Source organism: Streptomyces sp. NPDC001816 (assembly GCF_042892235.1).
Lineage (GTDB): Bacteria > Actinomycetota > Actinomycetes > Streptomycetales > Streptomycetaceae > Streptomyces.
In genome coordinates this window covers 231968-256742 of sequence record NZ_JBIATY010000015.1, presented here as the reverse complement: position 1 = coordinate 256742, position 24775 = coordinate 231968, and the positions used below count along the sequence as shown (strand labels likewise).

24 protein-coding genes are annotated in these 24775 nt (G+C 72.2%); 17 read left to right on the top strand and 7 right to left on the bottom strand.

Annotated features, from left to right (window positions below):
- Positions 1–157 precede the first annotated feature (157 nt).
- On the top strand, positions 158–2005 hold the full coding sequence (gene glmS, locus ACFYZZ_RS39275; RefSeq protein ID WP_389186975.1) for a glutamine--fructose-6-phosphate transaminase (isomerizing): 1848 nt from the start codon (positions 158–160) through the stop codon (positions 2003–2005).
- A 16-nt stretch (positions 2006–2021) separates the two neighbouring features.
- On the opposite strand, the gene ACFYZZ_RS39270 is transcribed toward glmS, so the two are convergent.
- Positions 2022–2537: a hypothetical protein gene (locus tag ACFYZZ_RS39270; protein WP_389186973.1), complete on the bottom strand. Its 516-nt coding sequence runs from the start codon at positions 2535–2537 to the stop codon at positions 2022–2024.
- Positions 2538–2625: 88 nt separating this feature from the next.
- Here ACFYZZ_RS39270 and ACFYZZ_RS39265 point away from each other — a divergent pair, with 88 nt between their 5' ends.
- The 3 genes from ACFYZZ_RS39265 to ACFYZZ_RS39255 all read left to right on the top strand — a co-directional run bounded on the left by ACFYZZ_RS39265 (position 2626) and on the right by ACFYZZ_RS39255 (position 5495).
- On the top strand, positions 2626–3396 hold the full coding sequence (locus ACFYZZ_RS39265) for a hypothetical protein (RefSeq protein WP_389186971.1): 771 nt from the start codon (positions 2626–2628) through the stop codon (positions 3394–3396).
- A gap of 247 nt (positions 3397–3643) precedes the next feature.
- Positions 3644–4015 (top strand): holo-ACP synthase, encoded by a 372-nt coding sequence (locus ACFYZZ_RS39260; RefSeq protein WP_094215750.1) that lies wholly within the window; start codon positions 3644–3646, stop codon positions 4013–4015.
- A gap of 46 nt (positions 4016–4061) precedes the next feature.
- Complete coding sequence (locus ACFYZZ_RS39255; RefSeq protein ID WP_389186969.1) at positions 4062–5495, top strand: NAD(P)H-hydrate dehydratase; 1434 nt, start codon at positions 4062–4064, stop codon at positions 5493–5495.
- A 126-nt stretch (positions 5496–5621) separates the two neighbouring features.
- On the opposite strand, the gene ACFYZZ_RS39250 is transcribed toward ACFYZZ_RS39255, so the two are convergent.
- The 3 genes from ACFYZZ_RS39250 to ACFYZZ_RS39240 are packed head-to-tail and all read right to left on the bottom strand — an operon-like array spanning position 5622 to position 8328.
- The gene (locus tag ACFYZZ_RS39250; protein ID WP_389186966.1) at positions 5622–6266 is read right to left on the bottom strand and encodes a response regulator; all 645 of its coding nucleotides are present in this window, start codon (positions 6264–6266) and stop codon (positions 5622–5624) included.
- Positions 6218–7489 carry a sensor histidine kinase gene (locus tag ACFYZZ_RS39245; protein WP_389186963.1) on the bottom strand — a complete coding sequence of 424 codons (1272 nt, stop codon included), beginning with the start codon at positions 7487–7489 and terminating at the stop codon, positions 6218–6220. Before ACFYZZ_RS39245 ends, ACFYZZ_RS39250 begins: the two co-directional genes overlap by 49 nt.
- A gap of 11 nt (positions 7490–7500) precedes the next feature.
- Positions 7501–8328 (bottom strand): CPBP family intramembrane glutamic endopeptidase, encoded by an 828-nt coding sequence (locus tag ACFYZZ_RS39240; RefSeq protein ID WP_389186960.1) that lies wholly within the window; start codon positions 8326–8328, stop codon positions 7501–7503.
- A gap of 290 nt (positions 8329–8618) precedes the next feature.
- Between ACFYZZ_RS39240 and alr the strand changes: the two genes are divergently transcribed.
- From alr to ACFYZZ_RS39220, 4 genes are all read left to right on the top strand, one after another.
- Positions 8619–9785, top strand: a complete 1167-nt coding sequence (gene alr / locus ACFYZZ_RS39235; protein WP_389186957.1) for an alanine racemase — start codon at positions 8619–8621, stop codon at positions 9783–9785.
- Between the two features lie 141 nt (positions 9786–9926).
- Positions 9927–11186, top strand: coding sequence for an alpha/beta fold hydrolase (locus ACFYZZ_RS39230; RefSeq protein ID WP_389186953.1), 1260 nt, complete (start codon positions 9927–9929; stop codon positions 11184–11186).
- A complete protein-coding gene (tsaE, locus tag ACFYZZ_RS39225) occupies positions 11152–11664 on the top strand; it encodes a tRNA (adenosine(37)-N6)-threonylcarbamoyltransferase complex ATPase subunit type 1 TsaE (protein ID WP_389186950.1) in 513 nt (170 codons plus the stop codon). The genes ACFYZZ_RS39230 and tsaE overlap by 35 nt, the downstream gene beginning before the upstream one ends.
- Before the next feature lie 128 nt (positions 11665–11792).
- Complete coding sequence (locus ACFYZZ_RS39220; protein ID WP_389186947.1) at positions 11793–11963, top strand: hypothetical protein; 171 nt, start codon at positions 11793–11795, stop codon at positions 11961–11963.
- Positions 11964–12197: 234 nt separating this feature from the next.
- Here the strand turns inward: ACFYZZ_RS39220 and ACFYZZ_RS39215 are convergent, their stop codons facing one another.
- Positions 12198–12755 carry a hypothetical protein gene (locus ACFYZZ_RS39215; RefSeq protein WP_389186944.1) on the bottom strand — a complete coding sequence of 186 codons (558 nt, stop codon included), beginning with the start codon at positions 12753–12755 and terminating at the stop codon, positions 12198–12200.
- Positions 12756–13011: 256 nt separating this feature from the next.
- On the opposite strand from ACFYZZ_RS39215, the gene tsaB reads away from it, so the two are divergent.
- From tsaB to ACFYZZ_RS39195, 4 genes are read left to right on the top strand one after another with little or no spacing between them, the layout of a single operon-like run.
- Positions 13012–13668 (top strand): tRNA (adenosine(37)-N6)-threonylcarbamoyltransferase complex dimerization subunit type 1 TsaB, encoded by a 657-nt coding sequence (tsaB, locus tag ACFYZZ_RS39210; RefSeq protein ID WP_386578340.1) that lies wholly within the window; start codon positions 13012–13014, stop codon positions 13666–13668.
- A 17-nt stretch (positions 13669–13685) separates the two neighbouring features.
- Positions 13686–14183, top strand: coding sequence for a ribosomal protein S18-alanine N-acetyltransferase (gene rimI / locus ACFYZZ_RS39205; protein ID WP_389187046.1), 498 nt, complete (start codon positions 13686–13688; stop codon positions 14181–14183).
- Entirely contained in the window at positions 14176–15279 is a 1104-nt protein-coding gene (tsaD, locus tag ACFYZZ_RS39200) for a tRNA (adenosine(37)-N6)-threonylcarbamoyltransferase complex transferase subunit TsaD (RefSeq protein WP_389186941.1), read from the top strand. Before rimI ends, tsaD begins: the two co-directional genes overlap by 8 nt.
- The gene (locus ACFYZZ_RS39195) at positions 15276–15542 is read left to right on the top strand and encodes a hypothetical protein (protein WP_389186938.1); all 267 of its coding nucleotides are present in this window, start codon (positions 15276–15278) and stop codon (positions 15540–15542) included. The genes tsaD and ACFYZZ_RS39195 overlap by 4 nt, the downstream gene beginning before the upstream one ends.
- Before the next feature lie 186 nt (positions 15543–15728).
- Here the strand turns inward: ACFYZZ_RS39195 and ACFYZZ_RS39190 are convergent, their stop codons facing one another.
- On the bottom strand, positions 15729–16598 hold the full coding sequence (locus ACFYZZ_RS39190; protein WP_389186935.1) for a hypothetical protein: 870 nt from the start codon (positions 16596–16598) through the stop codon (positions 15729–15731).
- A gap of 153 nt (positions 16599–16751) precedes the next feature.
- Positions 16752–19064: a glycoside hydrolase family 3 N-terminal domain-containing protein gene (locus tag ACFYZZ_RS39185; protein ID WP_389186933.1), complete on the bottom strand. Its 2313-nt coding sequence runs from the start codon at positions 19062–19064 to the stop codon at positions 16752–16754.
- A 143-nt stretch (positions 19065–19207) separates the two neighbouring features.
- On the opposite strand from ACFYZZ_RS39185, the gene ACFYZZ_RS39180 reads away from it, so the two are divergent.
- The 5 genes from ACFYZZ_RS39180 (at position 19208) to ACFYZZ_RS39160 (ending at position 24760) form a co-directional block, all read left to right on the top strand.
- Positions 19208–20239, top strand: a complete 1032-nt coding sequence (locus ACFYZZ_RS39180; RefSeq protein WP_389186930.1) for a LacI family DNA-binding transcriptional regulator — start codon at positions 19208–19210, stop codon at positions 20237–20239.
- Between the two features lie 89 nt (positions 20240–20328).
- The gene (locus ACFYZZ_RS39175) at positions 20329–21675 is read left to right on the top strand and encodes an endo-1,4-beta-xylanase (RefSeq protein ID WP_389186927.1); all 1347 of its coding nucleotides are present in this window, start codon (positions 20329–20331) and stop codon (positions 21673–21675) included.
- A 74-nt stretch (positions 21676–21749) separates the two neighbouring features.
- Positions 21750–22805, top strand: a complete 1056-nt coding sequence (locus tag ACFYZZ_RS39170; RefSeq protein ID WP_389186923.1) for an LCP family protein — start codon at positions 21750–21752, stop codon at positions 22803–22805.
- A 97-nt stretch (positions 22806–22902) separates the two neighbouring features.
- The gene (locus ACFYZZ_RS39165; RefSeq protein WP_389186920.1) at positions 22903–24273 is read left to right on the top strand and encodes an FG-GAP-like repeat-containing protein; all 1371 of its coding nucleotides are present in this window, start codon (positions 22903–22905) and stop codon (positions 24271–24273) included.
- Positions 24274–24403: 130 nt separating this feature from the next.
- Positions 24404–24760 (top strand): YciI family protein, encoded by a 357-nt coding sequence (locus ACFYZZ_RS39160; RefSeq protein WP_389186917.1) that lies wholly within the window; start codon positions 24404–24406, stop codon positions 24758–24760.
- Positions 24761–24775 lie beyond the last annotated feature (15 nt).

Below are 24775 nucleotides of genomic sequence, written 5' to 3'. Positions count from 1 at the left end.
GGCCGGTCTGACATGAAGACACCGCCGGGCCCGCGCATGTGACACCCGCCGAGTTGATGATCCGGATCGTCGTAGACCTTCGTACCCCGGTGGGAATTTCCGAATTCGGGCAGGGGAAGGCCACTTCAGGCGCTCGTCGGCCCGTAGGCTGCCGCTCATGTGCGGAATCGTGGGATACGTGGGGTCGCAGTCGGCGCTCGAGGTCGTGATGGCCGGGCTGAAGCGGCTGGAGTACCGGGGTTACGACTCGGCGGGCGTCGCCGTGCTGGCGGACGGCGGGCTGGCCGCAGCGAAAAAGGCCGGGAAGCTGGTCAACCTGGAGAAGGAACTGGTCGAGCGGCCGCTTCCGGCGGGCTCGACGGGCATCGGCCATACACGCTGGGCCACCCACGGCGGCCCGACGGACGCGAACGCGCACCCGCATCTCGACAACGCCGGCCGGGTGGCGGTCGTCCACAACGGCATCATCGAGAACTTCGCGTTGCTGCGGGCCGAGTTGGCCGAGCGGGGACACGCGCTGTCGTCCGAGACGGACACCGAGGTGGTCGCGCACCTGCTGGCCGAGGAGTTCTCGTCGTGCGCCGATCTCGCCGAGGCCATGCGGCTGGTGTGCCGGCGTCTGGAGGGCGCGTTCACGCTGGTCGCGGTGCACGCCGACGAGCCGGACGTGGTCGTGGGCGCGCGCCGCAACTCCCCGCTCGTGGTGGGCGTGGGGGAGGGCGAGGCGTTCCTGGCCTCCGACGTCGCCGCGTTCATCGCCCACACCCGCTCGGCCATCGAGCTGGGCCAGGACCAGGTGGTGGAGCTGCGCCGGGACGGCGTGAAGGTGACCGGCTTCGACGGCCGCGACGCGGACGTGCGCTCCTACCACGTCGACTGGGACGCCTCGGCCGCCGAGAAGGGCGGCTACGACTACTTCATGCTCAAGGAGATCGCCGAGCAGCCGAAGGCGGTCGCCGACACGCTCCTGGGCCGTATCGACGCGGCCGGTTCCCTCACCCTGGACGAGGTCCGTATCTCGCCGTCCGAGCTGCGCGAGGTGGACAAGGTCGTCATCGTCGCGTGCGGTACGGCCTTCCACGCCGGCCTGATCGCCAAGTACGCCATCGAGCACTGGACGCGGATCCCGTGCGAGGTGGAACTGGCCAGCGAGTTCCGCTACCGGGACCCGATCCTGGACGGCCGCTCCCTGGTGATCGCCATCTCCCAGTCCGGCGAGACCATGGACACCCTGATGGCGCTCCGGCACGCGCGGGAACAGGGCTCCAAGGTCCTGGCCATCTGCAACACCAACGGCTCTACGATCCCCCGCGAGTCGGACGCGGTGCTGTACACGCACGCCGGGCCCGAGGTGGCCGTCGCCTCCACCAAGGCGTTCCTGACGCAGCTGGTGGCGTGCTACCTGGTCGCCCTGTACCTGGGCCAGGTGCGGGGCACCAAGTGGGGCGACGAGATCCGTGCCGTGATCCGGGACCTGTCGCAGATCTCGGGCGAGGTCGAGCGTGTGCTGGACACGATGGAGCCGGTACGGACCCTCGCCCGGTCCCTGGCCGACAAGAACACGGTGTTGTTCCTGGGCCGGCACGTGGGCTATCCGGTCGCCCTCGAAGGAGCCCTCAAGCTCAAGGAACTCGCCTACATGCACGCCGAGGGCTTCGCGGCGGGCGAGCTGAAGCACGGTCCGATCGCGCTGATCGAGGAGGACGTGCCGGTGGTGGTCGTCGTTCCGTCGCCGCGCGGCCGGTCCGTCCTGCACGACAAGATCGTCTCCAACATGCAGGAGATCCGGGCGCGGGGCGCGCGGACGATCGTGATCGCGGAGGAGGGGGACGAGGCGGTGGTTCCGTACGCCGACCACCTGATCCGGATCCCGGCCACGCCGACGCTGCTGCAGCCGATGGTGGCGACGGTGCCACTGCAGGTGTTCGCCTGCGAACTGGCCACCGCCCGCGGCAACGAGGTGGACCAGCCCCGCAACCTGGCGAAGTCGGTGACGGTGGAGTAGCGGGCGTTCCCGGGAGTCAGCCGCGGTCGCGCCGGGCGTGGCGGTACGCCTTGCGGGTGTAGGCGATCACCAGGGCGGTCGGCAGCATCGCGCGGGTCAGGTGAATCAACGCCGCGTGGGCCGAGTCGGACGTCTGGAGGATGGCGATCAGAAGGCCCAGGCCGAACACCACCTCCGCCACCACCAGGAGCACGAACCAGACCGGCAGGTGCAGCAGGCCGGGAGACGCCGACTTCCTGGCCTCGTCGCCCCCGCCCTGCGGCACGGAGGCCGCCTCTCGCGTCTCCCGCTCGCGCGGCTGCGGAATCCGTTCCGGGTCACGGGCCGGCAGCGCGACGACCGCGGCGGCGGGGACGGCCGCGTCCAGCACGGCGATCCGCTCGGCCGTGACGTCCCGGAACAGGGTCGGCTCGACAGCCACGCGGAAGCCGTCGAGGCCGGTCAGGAAGCGGGCCCCGTCGGGGCGGGCGGTCATCGCGGCGCAGGCGTCGTACCGCACGGTGACCGGGCCGCCCGGCAGCAGCAGACTCAACCCCTCGGCTCCGTGTGCGAACCGACCGCGGCGGCCTGATCGTTTTTTCGCTACTCGCAAGAGTGAACGCCTCCCACTGGAGCGACGCGTGGACACCGTGCTGTGTGTCGGTCCGTCCGACGGCGAGGACTTCCTGCTCGCCATCGAGTCGCAGTCGGGCAAAGACGAGGGCAAAGCGTCGAGTTGGGCGTATTACTTCGCCTACCTTCAGGCGAAGTACCGCCTGCCCGTGCTGCTTCTCGTGGTCTGCCAGGACAGGTCCACGGCCAAGTGGGCGACAGGCCCCTTCGACTGCGGTACGCGCGGCTGGACGGCTCAGCGGACCTTTCCACTGGTCGCCGGGCCGGACAACCTGCCGAAGATCACCGACGTCAGGACCGCGACGAAGAACCCCGCACTGGCGGTGCTCTCCGCCCTGGCACACGCCCGCAGCGCGGACTGCGAGGCCATACTGAGGGCAATCACAACCGCCCTTCAGGAGATCTGGGAAACGGACCCCGAGACCGCCGACTACTTCTTCGACTTCCTGGAAATCAGCCTGGGTAACACCCCGGCCGGACAGAAATTGAGGGAAATCATGTCGTTCGTCAGCTACTTCCCCGGCCGGGGGACGGTCCGCGAAACCGCCTACTTGGAGGGCAGGGCCGAAGGCAAGACAGAGGGCGAGGCCAAGGGCATCCTGTCGGTGTTGGAGGTGCGTGGCATCCCCGTACCGGACAGTGTGCGCGAGCGCATCACCACCTGTACCGATCTCGACCGCATGGACGCCTGGCTGGAGCGCTCCCGCACGGTCGAGCGGGCCGAGGACCTGTTCGCCGAGGACACGGACGTTCCGGGAACCAGCCCTGAACAGGCCTGAGCGTTGGCCGACCAGCAGGATGGTCAGTAAGACAGCCGACAGGTCGATCCGCCGGAGTTGCTCGACCTGATCCGTTTCTCGTGGACGGGTCTCGCGTTGGGCATCCCCGAGGACAGGGTGGCCGGTGACTTCCTGTTCGGATGCGCTCACCCGCTTCCTGGACCGGGCCGTCACCGCTGTACACCAGGCCGATCTGGTCGCCGGGGAGCCGAGCCTGCGGTCGCCGGACGCGCCGTAGAGTGCCCGGATGAGCATCATCGGGGTTGGTATCGACGTCGCCGAGATCGACCGGTTCCGGGCGTCGCTGGATCGGACGCCTGGGCTGGCCGATCGGCTGTTCGTCGAGCGTGAGTTGCTGCTGCCCAGCGGGGAGCGGAGGGGCATCGCGTCGCTCGCGGCGCGGTTCGCCGCCAAGGAGGCTCTGGCCAAGGCGCTGGGCGCGCCGCCCGGGCTGCACTGGACCGACGCCGAGGTGTTCGTCGAGGACAGCGGGCAGCCCCGGCTGCGGGTGAAGGGCACCGTGGCCGCGCGGGCCGCGGAACTCGGGGTGCGGTCCTGGCATGTGTCGCTCAGCCATGACGCGGGGATCGCGTCGGCCGTGGTGGTCGCCGAGGGGTGACGCCCCCGGGTGTGGCGGCAGGGGTTTCCGGGGCAGACTCGATGCCATGCGTACTGCGTACAGCGTGGAGACGGTGAGGGCGGCCGAGCGGGAGCTGATGGCGCGGCTCCCGGAGGGTGCGCTGATGCAGCGGGCCGCCGCGGGGCTGGCCGCTGCCTGTGCGGACCTGCTCGGGCGGGTCTACGGCAGCCGGGTGGTGCTGCTCGTCGGGAGCGGGGACAACGGCGGCGACGCGCTGTATGCGGGGGCGCGGCTGGCGCGGCGGGGCGCCGGGGTCACGGCCGTACTGCTGGCGCGGCCCGAGCGGACCCACTCCGAGGGGCTCACGGCGTTGCTCCGGGCGGGTGGGCGCGTGGCGGCCGACGGCGGCGCCGAGGAGGCCGTCGAGCGGGCCGACCTGGTCGTGGACGGCATCGTCGGGATCGGGGGCAAGGGCGGGCTGCGGCCGGACGCGGAGGCGCTGGCCGGTGCCGTCGAGCGGTCGCGGGCCGCTGTCGTCGCCGTGGACCTGCCGAGCGGAGTCGAGGCGGACACGGGAGAGGTGCGGGGTGCGGCGCTGCGGGCCGACCTCACCGTCACCTTCGGGACGCACAAGCCGGGGCTGCTGGTGGACCCCGCGCGGGAGTACGCCGGGTCGGTGCGCCTCGTCGACATCGGGCTCGAACTGCCGCCGGACGCCGACCTGGAGGCGTTGCAGCACGCGGATGTGGCCCGGCTGTTGCCGCTGCCCGCGGCGGAGAGCGACAAGTACCGGCGGGGCGTGGTCGGGATCGCGGCAGGTTCCGCGCGCTATCCGGGGGCCGCCGTGCTGGCCGTCTCCGGGGCGCTGCGGGGTGGGGCGGGGGCCGTGCGGTACGTCGGGCCCGCGACACAGGCGGTCATCGCCCGCTTCCCGGAGACCCTCGTGTCCGACCAGGGGCCCGCCAAGGCCGGGCGGGTGCAGGCCTGGGTGGTCGGGCCGGGTGCCGGGGACGACGCGACGACCGTGGCGGAGGTGCTGTCCGCCGAGGTGCCGGTGCTGCTCGACGCCGACGGGCTGCGGCTGGCCGAGCGGAACGCCGTGCGCGGGCGCATGGCGCCGACGCTGATGACTCCGCATGCCGGGGAGGCGGCGGCGTTGCTCGGGGTGCCGCGGGAGGAGGTCGAGGGGGCTCGACTGGCCTCGGTGCGGGAGTTGGCGGCGGTGTACCGGGCGACCGTGCTGCTGAAGGGGTCCACCACGTTGGTGGCGGACTCCGGGGGCGGGGCGGTGCGGGTGAACGCCACGGGGACGGGGTGGCTGGCCACGGCCGGGAGCGGTGACGTGCTGTCGGGTCTGGCCGGGTCACTGCTGGCGGCGGGGCTGTCCGCGCTGGACGCGGGGAGTGTGGCGGCGTATCTGCATGGGCTGGCGGGCCGCTTCGCCGCGGACGGGGCGCCGGCCGGGGCACACGACGTCGCGGAGAGGATCCCGGAGGCGTGGCGGGACGTACTGGGTTGACCTGTTGCCCGGAGTGAGGGCTGGGCGGGGGTGGGTCGCGCAGCCCGGCGCTTACGGGGTGCCGCTGCGCCCACCCGTGCTGCCCCAAGCGGCACGACTGCCCGCAGTTGCGCAGCTACGCGCGCGTCAGCCCTTCAAGTACGCCAACACCGCCAACACCCGCCGATTGTCCTCCGGTGACTGCTCTATCCCCAGCTTGCTGAAGATCGACGCGATGTGTTTGGCCACAGCGCTCTCGCTGATGTGGAGGGTGCCGGCGACGGCCGTGTTGGAGCGGCCCTCGGCCATGAGGGTGAGGACCTCGCGCTCGCGGGGGGTCAGCGAGTCCGTGCGGCCCCGTTTCTCGCTGCGCGTCAGGAGCTTGGCGATGACCTGGGGGTCCATCACCGTGCCGCCGGCGGCGACCGTGTGCAGGGCGTCGACGAACTGCGCCGTGTGGGTGACGCGGTCCTTGAGGAGGTAGCCGACGGCGCCCTCGCCGGAGGCGAGGAGTTCCTGGGCGTAGAGCTGGTCGACGTACTGGGAGAGGATCAGGACCGGCAGCCGCGGGCGGGTGCGACGGGCCTCCAGAGCCGCCTTCAGGCCCTCGTCCGTGTGCGTGGGCGGCAGGCGGATGTCGATCACGGCGACGTCCAGGTCCGTCTCGCGCAGCGCTCGTACCAGCGCGGGGCCGTTGTCCACCGAGGCCACGACCTCGCAGCCGTGCTCGCGCAGGGTGCGGGTCAGGCCGTCGCGGAGGAGGAAGAGGTCTTCGGCGAGGACGACGCGCACGGGATCTCCAGGGTCGCGGTGGTCGGTCCGCCCGGCGGGCTGTGCAGGGCGAGCGTGCCGTCGAAGGTATCCAACCGGCGCCGTACGCCGAGCAGTCCGGTCCCACTCGACGGGTCGGCACCGCCGTGGCCGTCGTCGGTCACCGTCACCCGCAGGTGGGTGCCGTCGTGGGCGAGGGTGATGTCGACCCGGGTCGCCGCCGCGTGCTTGGCCGCGTTCGTGAGGAGTTCGGACACCGCGAAGTAGGCCGCCGACTCGACGGGCGCGGGCACGCGTTCCGGGGGCAGGTGCACGGCCACGTCGACGTCCAGGTGGCTGTCCAGGGCCAGGGAGCGGACCGCGTCGCCGAGACCCCGGTCCGCCAGGATCGGCGGGTGGATGCCGTGGACCAGGTCGCGCAGGTCCTGCAACGCCCGTGCGGAGAGGGCGCGGACGTCCAGGAGGAGGGTGCGCGCGGTCCCGGGGTCGGTGTCCAGCAGGCGGGCCGCCTCGTCCAGGGTGAGGCCCAGGGCCACCAGGCGTGCCTGGGCGCCGTCGTGCAGATCCCGTTCGATACGGGTGAGTTCGGCCGCGTGCACGTCCAGGGCGGCGGCCCGGGTGTCCGTCAGCCGGGTCACGCGGCGGGCCAGTTCGGTGGTGCGCGGGGCGGAGAGGAGGCGGCGGGTGAGACGGGCGTGCAGGGTCGCCATGACCGGCGCGAGGCGCAGGCCCGCCACGATGAAGGCCAGGCCGAGCAGCAGGGCCATGAGCATGGTGGCCGTGGAGGTGACCGGTACGAAGGCGTACCAGTTGCCGTCGCCCAGCAGGCGCCAGACGAAGGGCTGGACCAGCGCGCCGAACACTCCGTACTCGACCAGCGCGAGCGGAACCGCCGCGAGCACCCCGCCCGTCCACGGCTCCAGCCAGGCCCAGCGCAGGTCGTACCAGAATCCGTCGTCCCCGAGGATCGCGGCGCTGCTGCGGCGGGCCGACGTGCCGTGGGGGAGGGGGTCGGGAGCGCTGAGGGGACGGCCGGTCCAGCGGGCCGCGCGGGCCCGGTACGTGTCGGAGACGCGGCGCAGCAGCCCGGCGGTCGCGGGCAGCACCTGGAAGCCGATCCCGAGCGGCAGCAGCGTCAACGCCCCGCCGGCCAACAGCCCGGCCCCGATCGCGAGAAACCCGGCCAGCCCGACCGACTGGCACCGCCAGAGCGCGACCCAGTCCGCGCGCCGCAAACCCCCCACCCCACGCCCCCTCACCCCACGGCCGCCGGGATCGTAACCTCCCGCCTGCGCCACACCCACGGCACCGCCGTCACCGCGCAGGCCAGCCCGAACAGGACCATGGGCAGCGCGCTGCCCGTCTCCTCGTCCATGAACAGCAGCATTCCGAGGTTGACCAGGGCGTGGAAGCCGCCCGCGAGGAGCAGGCGCCGCAGGCCCCCGACCTCCTCCATGGCCAGCCCCAGGACGACGGACATCGCGATCGTGGCGAGCAGGAAGCCCGCCGCGTAGGCCGGGCCCTGCGCCAGCGCCTGGACGTGCCACAGGCCCCACACCGCCCCGACCGTCACCGACGCGGTGAGCGGGCCGAAGCGGGTGCGCAGCAGGGGCTGCAGGAAGCAGCGCCAGCCGATCTCCTCGCCGCAGGCGCCGACCAGTTGGGCGAGGGCGATGAGAAGGAAGGGGTGGTGCAGGCTGCTTGGGTCGGTGGTGTGGGCGGTGCCGGTGAGGAGGGCGTACGGGCCTGCCGCGAGCAGGGTGATCAGGAGGGGCGTGACCAGCAACTGCCGCCAGGGGGAGGCCGGGTGCCCCGGGGGACCGGCGAGGAGTCCGCGCGTCCGGGACGGCCACAGCAGAGCCGCCAGGGCCACGCCCAGCGCCGGGCCGAACTGGGTCAGTTGGACGACCTCCGTGGGAATCCCGGTGGCCGGCTGCGCGGCTCCCAGCGCCCCGGCCGCCAGGAAGGCGACCACCAGATAGACCCCCGACCGGACCTTCCACCGCTGTCTCGTCTGTGTCGTCTCTGTCGTCTGCGTCGTCTGCGTCGTCTGCGTCGTCTGCGTCGTCTGCGTTGTCTGCATGACCTCGACGATGCCGGGGCGACGGTGCGCGCGGACTGCACCTGCTTGCCGAACCGGGGTGTACCCAGGTGCACCTCCCGGGTGACCCGGCCGCGCGGCATCCGGGATCCGCCGGGGCCGCACGTTTGGCTGATCGCATGATCAGCAGACGAATCGCGCACAGAGGCGTCACGGTGCCGCTCGCCACCGCGAGCCCCACAAGGCGGAGGAGGCCGGGGAAACCGGGCGGCGGCCCGGTACCTGATGCTGCACCCGGGGCCCGCACGGGCCTCTGAGACACTGGGGGCGCCATGAGTGAGACTGCAGCTGTGCCGACCGCGCCCCTGCGCGCCCGGGCCGAGATCGATCTGGCCGCCCTGCGCGCCAACGTGCGGGCCCTGCGTGCCCGGGCGAAGGGCGCTGCCCTGATGGCCGTCGTCAAGTCCGACGCCTACGGCCACGGGGCCGTGCCGTGCGCCCGCGCGGCCGTCGAGGCGGGGGCCACCTGGCTCGGCACGGCCACGCCCGAGGAGGCACTCGCCCTGCGCGCCGCCGGCCTGGACACGCGTGTCCTGTGCTGGCTGTGGGTGCCGGGCGGGCCCTGGCGGCAGGCCGTCGAGGCCGACATCGACGTCTCGCTCAGCGGGATGTGGGCGCTGCGGGAGGTGACGGAGGCCGCCCGGCAGGCGGGACGGCCCGCGCGGGTGCAGCTGAAGGCCGACACCGGGCTCGGCCGCAACGGCTGCCAGCCCGCCGACTGGCCCGAGCTGGTCCGCGAGGCCCTGCGCGCCGAGCGCGAGGGGCTGGTCCGGGTGACCGGTCTGTGGTCCCACTTCGCGTGCGCCGACGAACCCGGGCACCCGTCCATCGCCGCCCAGCTCGCCCTGTTCCGGGAGTTGGTGGCGTACGCCGAGGAGCAGGGCGTGCGCCCCGAGGTGCGGCACCTCGCCAACTCCCCGGCCACGCTGACCCTCCCGGAGACCCACTTCGACCTGGTCCGTCCGGGTATCGCCATGTACGGCGTCTCGCCCAGCCCGGAGATCGGCACCCCGGCCGACTTCGGCCTGCGGCCGGTGATGACGCTGAGCGCGTCGCTGGCGCTGGTCAAGCACGTGCCCGGCGAGCACGGCGTCAGTTACGGCCACCACTACGTCACCGCCGGCGAGACCACCCTCGGCCTCGTGCCCGTCGGCTACGCGGACGGCATTCCCCGGCACGCCTCCGGCACCGGTCCGGTGCTGGTCGATGGCAAGTGGCGGACCGTCGCCGGGCGGGTCGCGATGGACCAGTTCGTGGTCGACCTCGGCGGGGACGAGCCCCCGGTGGGCGCGGAGGCGGTGCTGTTCGGGCCCGGCGACCGGGGCGAGCCGACTGCCGAGGACTGGGCGCAGGCCTGCGGCACGATCGCGTACGAAATCGTCACGCGGATCGGAACGCGCGTTCCTCGCGTCTATGTGAACGGGGAAGAAGAGGGGTAGCCCCTTCTGAGGCCGGCGCCACGCGCCCGGTTGCTCCTGTCACGACCGGCACCACGCACCACACATGCACCACACGAGCCACCCCGGCACCACCAGTTTCATTCACCCAGCGAACTGCAGTACGGCGAAGAGGAGCGGTACGTGAGCGAGAGCAGTGCGGAGGCCGTGGCGGACGTCGTCGCCGCGGCGACCGCCGCCTCCGCCGCGGAGGCGGCCGGCAGCTGGCGCAGGGCGACCGGCATCGCCGGTGCCGCGATAGGCGTGATCGCCGCGGGCGCGGCCGCCGGTGTCGCCATCGAGCGGATGACCGTCGGCCGCGGGATGCGCCGCAAGGCCAGGCTGGCGCTGGACTCGGCGGGCCCCTACGGCACCCTGCGCGGCACCCCGGGCAAGGCGTACGCCGACGACGGCACCGAGCTGTACTACGAGGTCGACGACGTCGAACCCGACCTCGGCCCGAACGTCTCCCCGCGCCGCCGCCGGCTCTTCGGCCGCAAGGCACCCGCCCCGGTCACCGTCGTCTTCAGCCACGGCTACTGCCTCAACCAGGACTCCTGGCACTTCCAGCGCGCGGCCCTGCGCGGGGTCGTGCGCACCGTGCACTGGGACCAGCGCAGCCACGGGCGGTCCGCGCGGGGCGTCGTCCAGACCCAGGACGGCGTTCCCGTCGCCATCGAGCAGCTCGGCCGCGATCTGAAGGCGGTCCTGGACGCGGCCGTGCCGAACGGGCCGATCGTGCTGGTCGGCCACTCCATGGGCGGGATGACGATGATGGCGCTGGCCGACCAGTTCCCGGAGCTGATCCGGGACCGGGTGGTCGCCACCGCCTTCGTCGGTACGTCGTCCGGGCGGCTCGGCGAGGTCAACTTCGGGCTGCCCCTGGCCGGCGTCAACGCGGTGCGCCGGATCCTCCCCGGAGTGCTGAAGGCGCTCGGCCAGCAGGCGGAGCTGGTGGAGAAGGGCCGCCGGGCCACCGCCGACCTGTTCGCCGGGATCATCAAGCGGTACTCGTTCGCGACCCGGGACGTCGACCCGGCCGTCGAGCGGTTCGCCGAGCGGATGATCGAGTCCACGCCGATCGACGTGGTCGCCGAGTTCTACCCGGCCTTCACCGACCACGACAAGACCGAGGCGCTCGCCTGCTTCCGGGACGTCCCGGTGCTGGTGCTGGCCGGGGTGCAGGACCTGGTCACGCCCAGCGAGCACAGCGAGGCCATCGCCGACCTGCTCCCGGAGGCCGAGCTGGTGCTCGTGCCGGACGCCGGGCACCTGGTCATGCTGGAACACCCGGAAGTGGTCACCGACCGGCTCGCCGACCTGCTCACCCGCGCGGGTGCCGTGCCCGCAGGAGCTACCGTAAGTGGCTATGGAAGCACCAGCAGCACCGCACAACCCCGCTGAGACCCGGCTGACCGTCACGTCCCCCGAGCAGATGCGGGAGCTGGGCCGCCGGCTGGCCAAGCTGCTGCGCGCGGGCGACCTGGTGATGCTCTCCGGGGAGCTGGGCGCGGGCAAGACGACGCTGACCCGAGGGCTCGGCGAGGGGCTGGGGGTCCGTGGCGCGGTCACCTCGCCGACCTTCGTGATCGCCCGGGTGCACCCCTCCCTCGGCGGCGGCCCGCCGCTCGTCCACGTCGACGCCTACCGGCTCGGCGGCGGCCTCGACGAGATGGAGGACCTGGACCTCGATGTCTCGCTGACCGACTCGGTGATCGTCGTGGAGTGGGGCGAGGGCAAGGTCGAGGAGCTGACCGAGGACCGGTTGCAGGTCGTCATCCACCGAGCGGTCGGTGACACCAAGGACGAGGTGCGGCACGTGACGCTGACCGGGCTCGGCCGGCGGTGGACCGAGGCCGGTCTGGACGCGCTCGACGCCTGATCCGCGGTACTTCCCGACAAGCCGTCGGCAACCTGTTGCGCCGGACGTACCGGGCATGGTCACATGGTAGCCAGCCCGTGGTTAGGCGTACCTAACTGCGCCCCGCCCCCGCACGTCAGGAGGCGTCCATGCCCGCTTCTCGACCCACGGCCCAGCCGACCGAGCCGGCCGCGGTCTCCGGGGTGTCCATGCGCGACCTGCTCGCGTCGTGCGCGGCCGCGGACGCGATCTCCACACCACCACGCCGGCCCGAGCCCGAGAAGACCGACAGGGGCCAGGGGCACCGCCGGGCCGCGTAGCCGCTGCTGCCGCGTGGCCGCTGCTGCCGCGTGGCCGCCGCTGCCGCGTAGCCGCCGCTAAGGGCCTGTCCGACAATTCCCGCCTGCCCCGCGGCGCCTGGCACGCACGCTCGCCGCGTTGCCGAACCGCCCGCGTGGCTCCGCCACGAGGACGCTCCGGCGCCTTGCGATCGCACGCACCAGGCGCCGCGGGGCTCGCCCTCCGGGCGGACGACGGGAATTGTCGGACAGGCCCTAGCGGATGACGACGACCGGTACGCCGATCGTCGCGAACTTCCACATCGCGTCGCCGTCCTCGCGCCGCTCCCGGATGCCGCCCGTCTTCACGCCGTCGGTGGTCGTGCCCACGCTGCTGCCCACCGCCGCGCTGAAGCCGATCACCACCCCGTCCACGCTGGTGAAGCGCACCACGTGCTCGATGGGCACGCCGTCGGTGCCGGTGACCGCGTTGGAGCGGGAAGTGACCCAGTACCTGCCCACCGGCGGGTCGACGGCGCCCGGGCGCACCCCGAAGCTGCGTTGCACCACGTTCTTCTCGTCGACCAGCCAGACCCGGTCGTCTTCCACCGAGTACACGACCCGTTCACCCGTGCCGGAGCCGCCCGGCAGGGCGCCCGGGTTGCGCAGGTCGCGCGGCGCCTTGCTGGCGCTCACCGAGGGCGACGCGCCCGCGCCGGCCACGCCCCCGAGGCTCGCCGGTACGGTCGCCTGTGCCTGGTAGGCGAGGAAGCCGACGGTGCCCACGGCGGCCGCGGTGAGGCCGGCCACGATCCCCGAGCTGGTCCCTGCCACGTCCGCCACCTCTGCCTCGCGCCATATGTCGTACTTCGTACAGACCGTAGCAGTCAGTCACCGTCTGCCCCGGACGGCCATGCACGCGGTCTGGGGCCCGTGTCGGAAATCCCGCCTGCCCCGCGCCGCCCGGCACGCACGCTCGCACGCACGCACCGACAGCGACATCAGCCGCTGCGCGGCGGGCGCGGGGCCCGCCCTCCGGGCGGACGCCGGGATTTCCGACACGGGCCCCAAAGCGCCGTAGGCTGTTCGCGTGCTCTTGCTCGCTCTGGATACCGCCACTCCCGCCGTCACCGTCGCACTGCACGACGGGGCGGACGTCATCGCCTCGTCGAGTCAGGTGGACGCGCGCCGGCACGGGGAGCTGCTGCTGCCGGCCGTCGACCGTGTGCTCGCCGAGGCGGGACTCGAACTGGAGGCCGTCACCGGGGTCGTCGTCGGCATCGGTCCCGGCCCCTACACCGGCCTGCGCGTCGGCCTGATGACGGCCGACACCTTCGGCCTCGCGCTCGGCGTCCCCGTGTACGGCCTGTGCACGCTGGACGCCCTCGCCTACGCCGCCGACATCGAGAAGGGCCCCTTCGTCGTGGCGACCGACGCCCGGCGCAAGGAGGTCTACTGGGCGAAGTACGCCGACTCCCGCACCCGCCTGACCGGCCCGGCCGTCGACCGCCCCGCCGACATCGCCGAGCAGGTCGCCGGACTCCCCGCGGTCGGAGCGGGCGCGCTGCTCTACCCGGACACGTTCCCGAGCGCCCACGAGCCCGAGCACGTGTCCGCCGCCGCCCTCGCCTCACTGGCCGCCGAGAAGCTGGCCGCGGGCGAGGAACTCCCGGCACCGCGCCCGCTGTACCTGCGGCGTCCCGACGCCCAGGTCCCCAAGAACTACAAGGTGGTCACGCCCAAGTGATCGCACAGTTGCGCGAGATGCGCTGGTGGGACATCGACCCGGTCCTCGAGCTGGAGAAGGACCTCTTCCCCGAGGACGCCTGGTCCCGCGGCATGTTCTGGTCCGAGCTGGCCCACTCCCGGGGCGACGAGGCGACCCGGCGCTACCTCGTGGCCGAGGACGCCGGCCGCATCGTCGGCTACGCGGGCCTGGCCTCCGCCGGCGAGCTGGCCGACGTCCAGACCATCGCGGTGGCCCGCGACCAGCAGGGCACCGGGCTCGGCGCGCGCCTGCTCGCCGAGCTGCTGAAGGCCGCCACCGATTTCGAGTGCTCCGAGGTCATGCTCGAGTGCCGGGTCGACAACGTCCGCGCCCAGAAGCTGTACGAGCGCTTCGGCTTCGAGCCCATCGGCTTCAGGCGCGGCTACTACCAGCCGGGGAACGTCGACGCCCTGGTGATGCGCCTGACCACGGAATCCGGCGGCGGCTCCGCCACGGGTTCCCCCTCCGTACGAGAAACCGAGACCAATGACTGACGAACCTCTCGTCCTCGGCATCGAGACCTCCTGTGACGAGACCGGCGTCGGCATCGTCCGCGGCACCACCCTGCTGGCCGACGCCGTCGCCTCCAGCGTCGACGAGCACGCCCGCTTCGGCGGTGTCGTGCCCGAGGTGGCGTCCCGGGCCCACCTGGAGGCGATGGTCCCGACCATCGACCGCGCCCTGAAGGAGGCCGGCGTCTCGGCGAGGGACCTCGACGGCATCGCGGTCACCGCCGGGCCCGGTCTCGCCGGCGCCCTGCTGGTCGGCGTCTCGGCCGCCAAGGCGTACGCCTACGCGCTCGGCAAGCCCCTCTACGGCGTCAACCACCTCGCCTCCCACATCTGCGTGGACCAGCTGGAGCACGGCCCGCTGCCCGAGCCGACCATGGCCCTGCTGGTGTCCGGCGGCCACTCCTCGCTGCTGCTGTCCGAGGACATCACCTCCGACGTACGGCCGATGGGCGCGACCATCGACGACGCGGCCGGCGAGGCCTTCGACAAGATCGCCCGCGTGCTCAATCTGGGCTTCCCCGGCGGCCCGGTCATCGACCGCTACGCCCGCGAGGGCGACCCGGAGGCGATCGCCTTCCCGCGCGGTCTGACCGGCCCGCGCGACCCGGCGTACGACTTCTCCTTCTCCGGTCTGAAGACGGCCGTGGCCCGCTGGATCGAGGCCAAGCGCGCGGCCGGCGAGGAGGTCCCGGTCCGTGACGTGGCCGCCTCCTTCCAGGAGGCCGTGGTGGACGTCCTCACCCGCAAGGCCGTCCGCGCCTGCAAGGACGAGGGCGTCGACCACCTGATGATCGGCGGCGGTGTCGCGGCCAACTCCCGGCTGCGCGCCCTCGCCCAGGAGCGCTGCGAGGCCGCCGGTATCCGGCTGCGCGTCCCGCGCCCCAAGCTGTGCACGGACAACGGCGCGATGGTCGCGGCCCTCGGCGCCGAGATGGTCGCCCGCAACCGGGCCGCCTCCGACTGGGACCTGTCCGCCGACTCCTCCCTGCCGGTGACGGACCCGCACGTCCCGGGCCACGGGCACGACCACGACCACGACCATGTGCACGAGGTCAGCAAGGAGAACCTGTACTCGTGACGGTCGCGCTGATGTGGGAGGCCCGGGCGGCCGAGGGCCGGGGCGGGGAACTGCTCGCCTGGGCGCGGGAACAGCGGCTCGCCCCCGAGCCGCTGCGCCGCGAGACCTTCCGTGCCCCGCAGGACCGGGTGCTGGTCATCACGTGGTGGGACGCCCCGTACGACGCATCGCTGCCCGAACTCCCGGAGCCGGAAGCGGAGTTGGTGACGCGTGCGGTGCACCGGTGGCGGTTCGAGTCGGTGGACGGGGAACCGGAACGCTGAAGTGGCGCGGACGGCCCTCGGCGCGCTATGATCATCACACAGCGAACGGCCGGAACTCCGGTACGAACGCAGTGCGTTGGTGGTCCAAGGAAAGACGCCCCGCTTCCTGCGGGGAAATGCAGGTGCAAGGCCTGCCCGGCGCTCGACGAAAACCCCGCCCCGGTTCTCCGGGGCGGGGTTTTTCCGTTACCGGCGGCCGGCCTTCTCGGGGCTGGCCGCCTCCGCCTCCGGGCCTTCGGGCCCGTCTGTCCCGGCCCGCCGCTCCTGCAGATGCGCGTACGCCATCAGGCCGAGCAGGATCGCGAGCAGCACCGCCGACGAACCGGCCGTACCCAGGTCCAGGCCGCCCTTGGCGACCGGCTTGGTCAGGAAGTCGCCGGCCGTGGCGCCCAGCGGGCGGGTCAGGACGAAGGCGATCCAGAAAAGCAGGACGTTCGGGACGGCCGGTACCTTCATCAGCACGACCAGGACCAGCAGCACACCGGTCACCAGCGCGGCGCCGCCCAGGTAGCCGAGGCCCGAGCTGTCGGAGAGGAAGTCGCCCATCGAGGTGCCCAGCGTGTTGGAGACCAGGATGGCCGACCAGAAGAGGGCCTCGCCCCTGAAGGAGACGATCTCGGTGATCTGGAACGTCATCCCGCTCAGCTTCCAGCCGAGGAAGATCAACAGCAGGATCGAGACCAGGATCGCCGCGCCCTCCGGGTAGCCGAGGCCGAGGCCCTGCGGGCCCCAGCCCAGCTTCGTGGCACCGCCCGAGAGGTACTTGGCGCTGGCGTCCCGGTTCATGAAGTCGGACATCGTGGTGCCGGCCATGGAGGTCGACAGAATCACGGTCCAGTAGAAGAACGGGTTGTAGCGGGACGAGCGCAGCTGGATCACCAGCGTCACCACGAAGACCAGGAACAGGGCGATGGTGGTGAGGAAGTAGCCGAGCTTCAGCGTCTGCGCGAACAGGTCGCCGGCCGTCTCGCCCAGGGTCGTCGCGGCGATCTTCATGATCCAGAACGCCAGCGTGACCTCGGGCAGTTTCTTCATCACGGATTTCGTGGTCGTCAAGGGTGCTCCTGTCGGGGTGGGGGGTGATCAACTTCGGCCCGACCCTGCCAGGCGCAACCTGAACCCGTCCTGAACGCCCGTGTCAGAGGTCTTGCGGAACCGGGTTCTCGGTGGCCCCGCTGTGGCTCAATACGTCCCCTCGACCCCTTCCGCTCAATCGGTTCCCTCGGAGACCTCCACCTCGCAGCGCAGCCGCCGATCCGCCCCGACCATCCGTACCGGCCCGGTCAGCCGCAGCCGTGCCGTGCGCCGTACCTCCGCGCTCGACGGCCCCAGCCGCAGCTCCAGCGCCCCCGGCTCCACCACCCGCGCGCCCGTGCGGTCGGTGAAGGACGACAGGTCCGCGTGGAAGCGGAAGGTCACCCGGCGGGCCTCGCCGGGGGCCAGTTCCACCCGCTGGTAGCCGATCAGCCGGACGTCCGGGCGGGTCACCGACGCCACCGGATCGTGCAGGTACAGCTGGACGACCTCCGTGCCCGCGCTCCCGCCCGTGTTGCGGACGGTGAGCGAGAGGTCGTACGAGCCGTCCGTGCCGATCTCGGTGACCTCGCTGCCCGTGCCGTCCTCCCAGGCGAACGACGTGTACGAGCGGCCGTGGCCGAACGGGTACAGCGGGGTGGGGTCCAGGCTGCTGACCTCGCCGGCCAGGCCCAGCGGGGGCTGGAGATAGGTCCAGGGCTGCCCGCCGGGCACGCGCGGGACGCTCACCGGGAGACGGCCGGAGGGGTTCACGCGGCCGGAGAGGACCCCGGCGAGTGCCGGGCCGCCCTCCTCGCCGGGGAAGAAGGCCTGCACGACCGCGCCGAGCCGGCCGTGCCAGCGGCCCAGGGCGTACGGGCGGCCGGTCAGCAGCACGAGGACGACCGGGACGCCCGTGGCGATCAGCGCGTCCAGCAACTCGCCCTGCACGCCCGGCAGTCGCAGGTCCGCCACATCGCAGCCCTCGCCCGACGTGCCCCGGCCGAACAGGCCCGCGCGGTCCCCGAGGACCGCCACGCACACGTCCGCCTCGGCAGCCCGGGCAACCGCCTCCGCGAAGCCCGCGGTGTCCGGGTCCGAGACCCCGCAGCCCTCGGCGAACGTGACCTTGGCGTCCGGGAGTTCGGCACGCAGGGAGTCCAGGACGGTCGGGACGGAGATGCCGAGGGGGACCTCGGGGTGGTGGGTGAGGACGTGGGACGGGAAGGAGTAGCAGCCGAGCATCGCGAGCGCGTCCGCCGCCCGGGGGCCCACGACCGCGACCCGGGTGTCGGGGGCCAGGGGGAGCAGACCGTCGGGGTTGTCCAGCAGGACCACCGACTCCTGGGCCAGTTGCCGGGCCAGCGCCCGGTTGTCCGCCGAGTCGAGGTCGACCGGGCCGTCCGGTTCCGGCTGCCAGTCCGCGTCCAGCAGGCCCAGTTCGCACTTCTGGAGCAGGACGCGGCGGGCCGCCCGGTCCACCAGGGACTCCGGGACGCGGCCCTCTCGTACGGCGGTCACGAGCGGGGTGCCGTAGCACTTCAGGGTCGGCAGCTCGACGTCGACGCCCGCCGCGAGGGCCAGGTGCGCGGCGCCCGCCTCGTCCTCGGCGACTCGGTGCTGGGTCTGCAGAAAACCGATGCCGAAGTAGTCGGCGACCACCGTGCCGGTGAAGCCCCACTCGTCGCGCAGGAGGCCGGTGAGCAGGTGGGGGTCGGCGGAGACCGGCACGCCGTCCGTCTCGGTGTACGAGGCCATCACCGAGCGCGCCCCGCCCTCGCGCAGCGCCATCTCGAACGGCGGCAGGGTCACATCCGCGAACTCGCGCACCCCCGCCCGGACCGGCGCGAGGTTGCGGGCGCCGGCCGAGGACGCGTACCCGGCGAAGTGCTTGAGCGTGGCGACGACCCCGGCCGACTCCAGGCCCCGAACATAGGCCGCGCCGATGGTGCCGACCAGGTACGGGTCCTCGCCGATCGTCTCCTCCACCCGGCCCCAGCGCGGATCGCGGACCACGTCCAGGACGGGGGCGAGACCCTGGTGGACACCGACCGAGCGCAGATCGCGGCCGATGTGCCGGCCCAGCTCCTCGGCCAGCGCCGGATCGAAGGCCGCGCCCCAGGCCAGCGGCACCGGGTACGCCGTCGCGCCCCAGGCCGTGAAGCCCGCCAGACACTCCTCGTGGGCGACGGCCGGAATCCCGAAGCGGCCCGCCGCCGCGATCCGCCGCTGGGCACGGGCCAGGGCCCGGGCGCCGAGCGCCGGGTCCACGGGTGCAGTGCCGAAGGAGCGGGTCAGCTGGCCGAGGCCGCGGGTGATCAGCTCGTCCCAGTCGTAAGCGGCGGTCATCTCGTGCTGCAGCGGGGCGACTCCGTCGCCGTCCGTGGCGGCGCCCACCCACACGCCGTACAGCTGGGCGCTCTTCTCTTCCAGGGTCATCCGGGAGAGGAGGTCGTCGACGCGGTCGGCGGCGGGCAGGGCGGGGTCGCGCCAAGGAGCGGTGGTCATGGAACTCCCGTCGGATGGGTCGGGATGCTCGTCATTGGGCTCGTCGATGCTGCGAATGTTTCGGGCAATACCTCGAATGTTCCGGGAACCTATGGCGCGCGAAGGCCTTCGTCAAGAGGGCCCGCAGGGATACGATCCCGGGCATGAAGCCTTCGAAGCCCGCAGAAACGCAGACGGCGACCCTCGCCGAAATCGCCCGGGAAGCCGGGGTGTCCGCTCCGACTGTTTCGAAGGTCCTCAACGGCCGCGCCGATGTCGCCCCGGCGACCCGCACCCGGGTCGAGGAGCTGCTGCGCGCCTACGGCTACCGGCGCCGCCGCGCCGAGGCATCCCGTTCGCCGCTGATCGACCTGGTCTTCCACGAACTGGAGAGCGCCTGGGCGATGGAGGTCATCCGGGGCGTGGAGAACGTGGCCCGGGACGCGGGCCTGAGCGTCGTGCTGTCCGAGTCCGCCGGGCGGCTCACCCCGGGCCGGACCTGGGCCGACCAGGTCGCCGCCCGCCGCCCGCATGGGGTCGTCCTTGTGCTGTCCGGCCTTGACGAGTCCCAGCAGGCACTGCTGACCAGCCGCTCCATCCCGTTCGTGGTGATGGACCCGGCCGGCGACCCCGGCCCGGACGTCCCCTCCATCGGCGCCACCAACTGGCAGGGTGGCCTCGCCGCCACCCGTCACCTGGTGGAGTTGGGCCACACCCGCATCGGCGCGATCAGCGGACCCTCCCGGATGATGTGCAGCCGCGCCCGCCTGGATGGCTACCGCGCCGCCCTGGAGACCGCCGGGCTCCCCGTCGATGCTGGCCTGATCAGGACCGGCGACTTCCACCACGACTCCGGCTACCGCCTGGGTCTGGAGCTGCTGCGCGGCCCCGGCCGGCCCACCGCGGTCTTCGCGGGCAACGACCTGCAGGCGCTCGGTCTGTACGAGGCCGCGCGCGAGCTGGGACTGCGCATCCCGGAGGACCTGAGCGTGGTCGGCTTCGACGATCTGCCGGTGGCCCGCTGGGTGGGCCCGCCGCTGACGACCGTACGGCAGCCGCTGACCGAGATGGCCGAGGCCGCGGCCCGGCTGGTGCTGGAGCTGGGCCGCGCCGAGGACGAGCGGGCGGCGACCCGGGTGGAGCTGGCGACCAGCCTGGTGGTGCGTTCCAGTACGGGAGTGCCTCCGGCCGTTTAGCGGTTCGTGTATTGACGGGTGCCGAGGGCCACCCCACACTGCTCCGAAGTCAGTCGGTAGTCCAACCGAAACTTTCGGAGGCACCCGCGATGAGATCTCTGAGAACAGGCTTATCCCTCGCTTCCCTGATGACCGGCGCCGCGCTCCTGCTCACGGCGCCCGCGGCGCACGCCACCGACACCCCGCTGCGCGACCTCGCCGCGGCGAAGAACAAGGTCATCGGCACCGCCGTCACCGGCTCCAAGCTCACCGGCACCTACGGCGACCTGGCCGGGGCGCAGTTCAGCTCGCTGACCCCGGGCAACGCCATGAAGTGGGGCACGGTCGAGCCCACCCGGGGCAGCTTCAACTGGAGCGAGGCCGACCAGATCGTGGCCTTCGCCCAGGCCCACCACCAGCAGGTGCGCGGCCACACCCTGGTCTGGCACAGCCAGAACCCCAGTTGGCTGACCAACGGCAGCTGGACCGCCGCCCAGCTGAGCAGCCTGCTGCAGAACCACATCGGCACCGAGGTCGGCCGCTACAAGGGCAAGATCGCCGCCTGGGACGTGGTCAACGAGCCGTTCAACGAGGACGGCAGCTACCGCTCGACGCTCTGGTACAACGGCCTCGGCTCCGGCTACATCGCGAACGCCCTGACCTGGGCACACGCGGCCGACCCGGACGCCAAGCTGTACATCAACGACTACAACGTCGAGGGCGTCGACGCGAAGTCCACCGCCCTGTACAACCTGGTCAAATCCCTCAAGCAGCAGGGCGTCCCGATCGACGGCGTCGGCCTGCAGGCCCACCTGATCCTCGGCCAGGTGCCGGCCACGCTCCAGCAGAACATCCAGCGCTTCGCCGACCTCGGCGTGGACGTGGCGATCACCGAGCTGGACATACGGATGGCGCTGCCCGCCGACAACACTAAACTCGCCCAGCAGGCGGCCGACTTCAAGTCCGTGGTGGCCGCCTGCGCGGCCGTGACCCGCTGCGTCAACGTCACCGTGTGGGGCTTCACCGACTCCGACTCCTGGGTGCCGAGCACATTCCCGGGGTACGGGGCGGCGACGCCGTACGACGAGAACTACGCGCCGAAACCGGCGTACTACGGCATCGCCGAGGCCCTCGGCGGTTCCACCACCACCCCGCCCCCGACCGGCGCCTGCACCGCGGCCTACAGCGTGACCAGCCAGTGGAACACCGGCTTCACGGGCCAGGTGACGATCTCCTGCTCCGGGGCCTCGCTGTCCTCGTGGAAGGCGAACTGGACGTTCGGCGCGGGCCAGCGGATCACGCAGGCCTGGAACGCCGGCTGCACCCAGTCGGGCGCCGCGGTGTCCTGCGTGAACGCCTCGTACAACGGGTCGGTGCCGGACGGCGGTTCGGTGACGTTCGGTTTCAACGCGTCGTGGAGCGGGAGCAATCCGCTGCCCACGGTGACGGTGGGATGAGAATTTCCCGAGAAAACCGTCTCTCAAAGCTTCCGCTAACAGTCTGCTAATAATTCCGACCTACGTTCCTGCCCGTGACGCGACACGAGGAGCAGGGCGACGCGGGCAGACGGGTGGGCCGGCGGTCGAGAGTGCTGAGGGCCGCCGGCCTCACTCTGGCGGGATTCCTGGTGCTGGGCGTGGCCACGGCCGGCTACGCGTACTGGCACCTCAACAACAACATCAAGAGCGTCGACATCAACAGCGCGCTCGGTGACAACCGCCCGGCGAAGGCGGTGGTCACCCCGGCCGCGACCGCCTCGGCCAGTGCCTCCCCGCTGCCCACCGAGGCCCTGAACATCCTGGTCCTCGGCTCCGACTCGCGCAGCGGCAAGGCCAACCAGGAGCTGGGCGGCGGCGACAGCTCCGGCGCCCGCTCCGACACGGCGATGGTCGTGCACATCGACGCCGGCCGCACGAAGGCGACCGTCGTCAGCATTCCGCGCGACACCCTCGTCACCCGCCCGTCCTGCCCGGCGTCCTCCGGCGGCTCCACGGCGCCGGCGTACAACGCGATGTTCAACAGCGCCTACTCGGTGGGCGGTCCGGTGTGCGCGGTCAAGACCGTCGAGTCGATCACCGGCGTCCGCATGGACCACTACATCGAGATCGACTTCTCCGGCTTCGCCAAGCTCGTGGACGCGCTGGGCGGGGTCACGGTCACGACCGACCAGGACATCGACGACGACCGGAGCCATCTGCACCTCGCCTCCGGCACCCACCACCTGAACGGCACCCGGGCCCTGGCCCTCGCCCGCACCCGGCACGGCATAGGCGACGGCAGCGACCTCGGCCGCATAGGCCTGCAACAGAAGCTGGTGAAGGCCCTGCTGGAGCAGATGGCCGGCACCGACCTCCTCACCGACCCGGCCAAGCTCTACCAGGTCGCCGACGCGGTCACCGCCAGCCTCACCACGGACACCGGCCTCGACTCCCTGGGCGAGCTGACGAAGCTCGGCCAGAGCCTGAAGGGCCTGACGGCCGACCGGGTGAAGACGGTGACGATGCCGGTCGTCACGGCACCCTCCGACGCCAACCGGGTGGTGGCGAAGGAACCGGCGGCGAGCGAACTGTGGGCCTCGCTGCGCTGAGCAGCACCGCAGGACGCTGGGCCGACCAGCACAACCATCGGTGTGACCCGCGAGTCTCCTGCGGTGATCTGGTCGCCGTACATCTGGGGGTCCTCCCGTGTTCTCGTTGCGTTCGCACGCCCGCTGGGCGCTTCCGCTGACCCTGGGCCTCACCGCCCTCGCCGTCGCCGTACCGCAGGCGTCCGCCACGAAGACGGCGCCCGTCCGCGACGACTTCAACGGCGACGGGTACGCGGACCTGGTCGTCGGCGCCCCGAACGCGACAGTCGGCGGGCAGTCCCAGGCGGGCTATGTGGCCGTGATGTACGGCGGTCCGCAGGGCCTGTCCACCACCCACCGCACGATCATCAGCCGTGCCACGACCGGCGTCCCGGGCAGCCCGGCCAAGGGCCAGAAGTTCGGCCTCCAGGTATCCAAGGGCGACCTGGACGGCGACGGCTACGCCGACCTCGTCATCGGCACCGGTTCCATGTCGGCCTCCGCGGTCGTGGTCTGGGGCGGCCCGCACGGCCTGTCCGGCGGAACGTCGATCCCCGCCACCGACACCCAGACCGGCGACTTCGACGGCGACGGACGCCTCGACCTCGCCGCGTTCCGCACCGGCTTCGCCACCGGCGACGACCCGACCGGCACCACCGCCACCCTCTGGAAGGGCCCGCTCAAGCGCTCCGGCACCCCGGCCGCCAAGACCCCGCTCGACCCCGACTACCTCCAGTGGATCGACATCCACGACGGTGGCACCGGAGACGTCAACGGCGACAGCCGTGCCGACCTGCTGCTGACCGGCTACTGCGGTGACGGCAGCTACTGCAGCCGCCTCTACCTGAGCGGCCCGTCCGGCCTCACCCGCGTCACCGACTGGTACCCGGGCGGCGACGGCGCGGCCGCGCTCGGCGACGTCAACGGCGACGGCTACGACGACCTGATCACGGGAGTCAAGGACGACGAGACGATCTGGGTGGACTACGGCTCGCCCTCCGGCCTCAGCGCCCAGGACACCTGGAAGTCGTACTCGCAGGACACCCCCGGCGTCCCGGGCGCCATGGAGCTGAGCGACAGGTTCGGCAGCTCCATAGCCGTCGGTGACATCACCGGTGACGGCATCGACGACGTGGTGGTCGGCGCGCCCGGCGAGAACGACGGCCAGGGCGTGGTCGACGTGCTGCGCGGCAGCAACTCCGGCCTTTCGGGCACCGGCGCGCAGGCCTTCACCCAGAACACCAAGGGCGTTCCCGGCGCCGCCGAGCGCAACGACTCCTTCGGCGCCACGGTCGCCCTGCTCGACATCAACCGCGACCGCCACGCCGACCTGGCCGCCACCGCGCTGTACGAGGACGCGGGCAACGGCGCGGTCTGGTCCCTGCGTGGCCGGCCCGAGGGCCTGGTCGCGGACGCGGCCCTCGCCTTCGGCGGCAAGGGGGTCGGGGCGCCGTACACGAAGGCGGCCTTCGGGTTCGAGCTGAAGTAGCGGCGCCGCACGCCCGCGGAAAAAAATTTCTTCGAGGAATTTCCGCGAGCGTGTCGATCCAGGTGTCTCCCGATCGACGCATGGGTGAGCGGCGGGGACGGACCCCGCCGCACCGACCGAAGGAGTCACCATGCCCCGCTACCTGTCGATCGTGCACATCGACGAGTCCTCCGCCCCCGCCGAGGGCCCCAGCGAGGAGCTGATGCAGCGGATGGGCCGGCTGATCGAGGAGGTCACCAAGGCCGGGGTCATGCTCGACACCGCCGGCCTGACCCCCTCCGCGCAGGGCACCACCGTGCGCTGGGAGGGCGGGAAGATCTCGGTCACCGACGGGCCCTTCACCGAGTCCAAGGAGGTCGTCGGCGGCTACGCGATCATGCAGTGCAAGGACAAGGCCGAGGCCCTGGAGTGGGCCAAGCGGTTCCTGCAGGTCCACGAGGACTACTGGACCGTCAGCTGCGAGGTCCGGGAGATCGCGGAGGGCTGAGCCTTTCTTGGCCTC

Coding starts and splice junctions, on each gene's coding strand:
- ACFYZZ_RS39260 (WP_094215750.1), top strand. CDS start 3,644: ATGAGCATCATCGGGGTTGGTATCGACGTCGCCGAGATCGACCGGTTC.
- ACFYZZ_RS39185 (WP_389186933.1), bottom strand. CDS start 19,064: ATGACCACCGCTCCTTGGCGCGACCCCGCCCTGCCCGCCGCCGACCGC.
- ACFYZZ_RS39220 (WP_389186947.1), top strand. CDS start 11,793: ATGCCCGCTTCTCGACCCACGGCCCAGCCGACCGAGCCGGCCGCGGTC.
- tsaD (WP_389186941.1), top strand. CDS start 14,176: ATGACTGACGAACCTCTCGTCCTCGGCATCGAGACCTCCTGTGACGAG.
- rimI (WP_389187046.1), top strand. CDS start 13,686: ATGCGCTGGTGGGACATCGACCCGGTCCTCGAGCTGGAGAAGGACCTC.
- tsaE (WP_389186950.1), top strand. CDS start 11,152: ATGGAAGCACCAGCAGCACCGCACAACCCCGCTGAGACCCGGCTGACC.
- ACFYZZ_RS39255 (WP_389186969.1), top strand. CDS start 4,062: ATGCGTACTGCGTACAGCGTGGAGACGGTGAGGGCGGCCGAGCGGGAG.
- glmS (WP_389186975.1), top strand. CDS start 158: ATGTGCGGAATCGTGGGATACGTGGGGTCGCAGTCGGCGCTCGAGGTC.
- ACFYZZ_RS39175 (WP_389186927.1), top strand. CDS start 20,329: ATGAGATCTCTGAGAACAGGCTTATCCCTCGCTTCCCTGATGACCGGC.
- alr (WP_389186957.1), top strand. CDS start 8,619: ATGAGTGAGACTGCAGCTGTGCCGACCGCGCCCCTGCGCGCCCGGGCC.
- ACFYZZ_RS39240 (WP_389186960.1), bottom strand. CDS start 8,328: ATGCAGACAACGCAGACGACGCAGACGACGCAGACGACGCAGACGACG.
- ACFYZZ_RS39160 (WP_389186917.1), top strand. CDS start 24,404: ATGCCCCGCTACCTGTCGATCGTGCACATCGACGAGTCCTCCGCCCCC.
- ACFYZZ_RS39180 (WP_389186930.1), top strand. CDS start 19,208: ATGAAGCCTTCGAAGCCCGCAGAAACGCAGACGGCGACCCTCGCCGAA.